The sequence below is a fragment of the Rhodococcus sp. (in: high G+C Gram-positive bacteria) genome, assembly GCF_049286785.1.
Classification (GTDB): domain Bacteria; phylum Actinomycetota; class Actinomycetes; order Mycobacteriales; family Mycobacteriaceae; genus Rhodococcus_F.
Window position 1 is genome coordinate 1 of the sequence record NZ_JBAQEO010000385.1, and the last position, 3,476, is coordinate 3,476.

Consider the following 3,476-nt stretch of genomic DNA (forward strand, 5'->3'; position numbering starts at 1 on the left):
GGTTAAGCCGCCAAGCCGTTCGAAGAATCACAAGCACTGGAAACGATCGTCCGAGCAGTTGCGTAGTCGGCCCTCCCGTTCGATCTGGTGGGGAACCGCCCGTAACGGACGCGGGCCGGGGCCGAGATTGGGAGCGCGAGCGTATTGTCTACACCGCGCCGTCGACGTGTGCCGGGCTTCTTACCCGGTGTGGTCCGCCATTGCTGCTCTTCGTTCCACCAGGTAAAGAGCTCGCGGTCGACTAAGTGCCGTGCGGCCCGCTGGGCATTGATCCCTGCCACACCGAGGGCCTTCGCAGCAACCTCGAATAGTTGGAGCAGCTTCTCGCCGACAACTGTCATGTCGAGTAGCCCTGCTCTGTCCAGTCGGTTCAATGCCTGCACAACGAAGTCCACACCGTAACCAGTCCGCTCCGACAATTGATCAGAAGTCTTCACGCCCGAGCGGTAGAACCAGTAGATACGGGCGTGGGCTGGACCGAGTCCTCCGCACTTCGGTGCACTCCAGAGGTCGTGCGTGTGGTGGCGTAGGAGGGGGAGCCCAGCGCTAGGAGCGGGGGCGGGTTCCCCTTGTGTTGCAGATGTAGAGGCGAGACCGATGACGGAAGGCAGGTTAAGAGTCCAGGTAGCTGCTCGCCTCCCTGCACTCGGCGTCGTCAACGTGACCCACCCCTCCGCAGCTAACACACGGAGCCTTCTCGACACGGTAGAGGCGTCCAACGCGGCTGCCTGCGCTAAGCGCCTGCAATCGATGTCGAGGACACGAGTCCGGGCGATGCGCGCCAGTTCGGTCAGTGCGTACAGGATCCGCTCGTCACTCGTGCCCCCTCGCCGGCCCCAAAACGCGGAAGTCGCTGCCAGTCCGTGCTCGATGCTGTCGAGTTCATCGTCAATCGGTTCACGGGGTGGTGCTTGCACGGAGTCAGCGGTGAACGTAGCGGCGCGGGCGACAGCTCGTGACCATTGGCGTTCGGTGTCGCCACGGCCGTGGGCCGCGTCCTCGCGAAGCCGAACCAGTCCGGGGGCTGAGGCGACTTCAGCTCGAGCTTCGTCCAGTGTGTACCCGGCCCGAGCCATGGACAGGAAGATCGTGTGCGCCAGGGCGCTACGGTCGGTACCCGGCTCCGGCACGGCATTGAGTAGGTCGATCGTGCGGTGGGGAAGTGGCCGGCGAGGGCGGTCGAGCCGAGGACCCTCGGAGTCATCCACAATTCGCTGTGCGGGCGAACGAGGGACCTCTGACCTCCGCTGGTGGCGGGTATGGGGATGTCGCGCGATCAGCCAGGTGACGACTTCTGGTGTGGTCCCGCGGCCGACCTCGTCGAGCGCGGCCGCGAGCGCCCGGCCCTGCAGATGTGGTGTCGAGCGTCCTCCCGCTCGATGGGGTGATCCTGGCGGGCGCAATGCGCCGGTAGCCGGATTCTTGAGGGCTGAGGTGTCGAGTGTGGAGTAGTGCTGGCTGAGGGCATGAGCGAGTCGACGGACCACGTCCGGGTGCGCACCGGTCTCGGTAAGACGAACCCACACATGCTGGCCACCGGTAGGACCCGAATGGGTGCGTAAGTGCGCTACGCCCAGCTCAGTGAGCTGTGAGGCGAGCCGCTCCGAATCGGCGAGGGCAATCTCGCGACCATGGCGGGCGCTGTCGAAGTCGAACCCGAGCAGACGAAATCGCTGGTCGGATCCAGCCAGGTAGACGGCCCAAGGAAACTCTGGCCGCTGCGCGGGAATGGACACCGAGGCGCTGTAGCTGTGCGTTCGGTCTGGGTCGACCCGTACTCGTTGCCGCGGCGACCACAAACGGGTGCACGTGTCGTATAGCTGCGCGTTCACTGCGCCACCACCAACAGGCTGGGTGACACGCGCAGAAATGTTTGAACCTGCATCAGGGTGTGCGATACCCTGGGCTCTGTCCGCAAGACAGTCCCTTCGGGGAAAGGCAGTACAGAGAATCGAGCGGCTAACTCGTTTCTCAGCCAACGTCGAAGACCCTCGGCCCCGTCCGGTCGGGGGTTTTTCGTTTAGCTGGCGGGGTGCACTGCGTTATGTTCGGTTACGCGGGGTCAAGCCCGCCGTCGCGATTACGCCGATAGTTGCAGCACCTCCTGATCGGTCTCCTGAACAAGGTGTCTGTGGCCGGTTGCTGCGGCGAGCAAATCAGACAGAAACTGGCTCATGTTCACACCCGCCTCCGCCCGTCTCCGTTCGAGTTCCTCGAATACCGCGTCAGGGACTCTGCTGGTTACGCGTGTTCGGTCTCCCTTGTATGGGTTTGCCATGCTGTTCCCCTTCCAAGACCCCGACCATCTACTCGTGGATCCAGCAACCACACCGAATCCGCACCAAACCTGTCACAAGTTGAAGCGGTAACGACGAAGACACGCCGCTGGGGGGCAAAATTGCAGACCCATCATGCCGTTTTTTAGTTGCGTGATTACTTATAAGTTCTTCGCGCGTGTCTCTCGCTGATCGCATCCACGCTTCCATGCTGCGGCCACGATTCGCCCGTCCATCTCGTAAAGTTCGGCAATCTTGTCAACGAGGTCGTCACGAACCTGCTTGATTCCACTCTCGATCTCGGCCAATGTGGTGGCCCCGATCCCGAGTCGCATGGCCGCATTTCGCTGGTTCAGTGCTGCGCGTACCCGCAGGTCGCTCATCCTGAGTTTGCTGTCGGGAATCGGTACGAGCACGGAAATCGAGGTATCCAATGCCTCAGCCAGAAGGCCGAGCGTTTCCGGTGCAGGCCTGGAACGCCCCGTTTCCCACGTCGAGACAGCCTGACGAGTCGAACCGATCCGGGCGGCCAGATCATCCGGCGTGAAGTTGGCCTTCACGCGCAGTTCGCGGAGCTTGTCACCCCGGAATCCTCTGACTCCGCTGCGAGGCACTTCATCAACTCCTGGGTCCGACCGTGTCCGTACCCGCTCATTGTTTCCCCTCCCGGGAGTCCCGCCTGACACTATCAAGTCTTATTGTTGCGTGTTATTGTTGCACCGATCTTAGCCCGGTTTTCTGGCAGGTCTTTAGAAAGGGGTGGTGATGGGGTGCGTGAATAAGTTGCGTAATGGAGCCACTGCGGTTTACCATCCTCTAGCGCGCCCCACCGGGGAGTCCTGCAGCCTTGTTCACGTCGGGCCCGCTTGTAGCGCAAAAGGTGCAGCACACCGTATTCGGTGTGCCCTTTGGACTCCCGGGGCGATTCGTGTCAAATAACTTTGATGGCAGCAACTTTCAGCTGACCGCGCTAAGGCTGCAATATCGCGGTGGCGTCAACAGCCGCCGACAGTGGCCACATCCTCTTGGCCGAACCATCATCGATGGGAGCCCGAACTTTCCGCAGGGAGCGGGCCAGGGCGTCGGCCAGAAAATCTTCCGCTGGACAACAAGGCCCCCGTCCGGGTCGTCGCAGGCCAGCGGATGTAGTAAGCAGAAGACCGCCCTCAGGCTGGGGACTCTTGCTGCTAAGAGAACCCC

The 3,476-nt window shown here is 62.1% G+C and carries 1 protein-coding gene; it reads right to left on the reverse strand.

Features of this window, described 5'->3' with window-relative positions:
• Window positions 1-2,437: 2,437 nt before the first annotated feature.
• On the reverse strand, window positions 2,438-2,890 hold the full coding sequence (locus tag WAW17_RS14325) for a helix-turn-helix domain-containing protein (protein WP_422333620.1): 453 nt from the start codon (window positions 2,888-2,890) through the stop codon (window positions 2,438-2,440).
• Window positions 2,891-3,476: the final 586 nt, after the last annotated feature.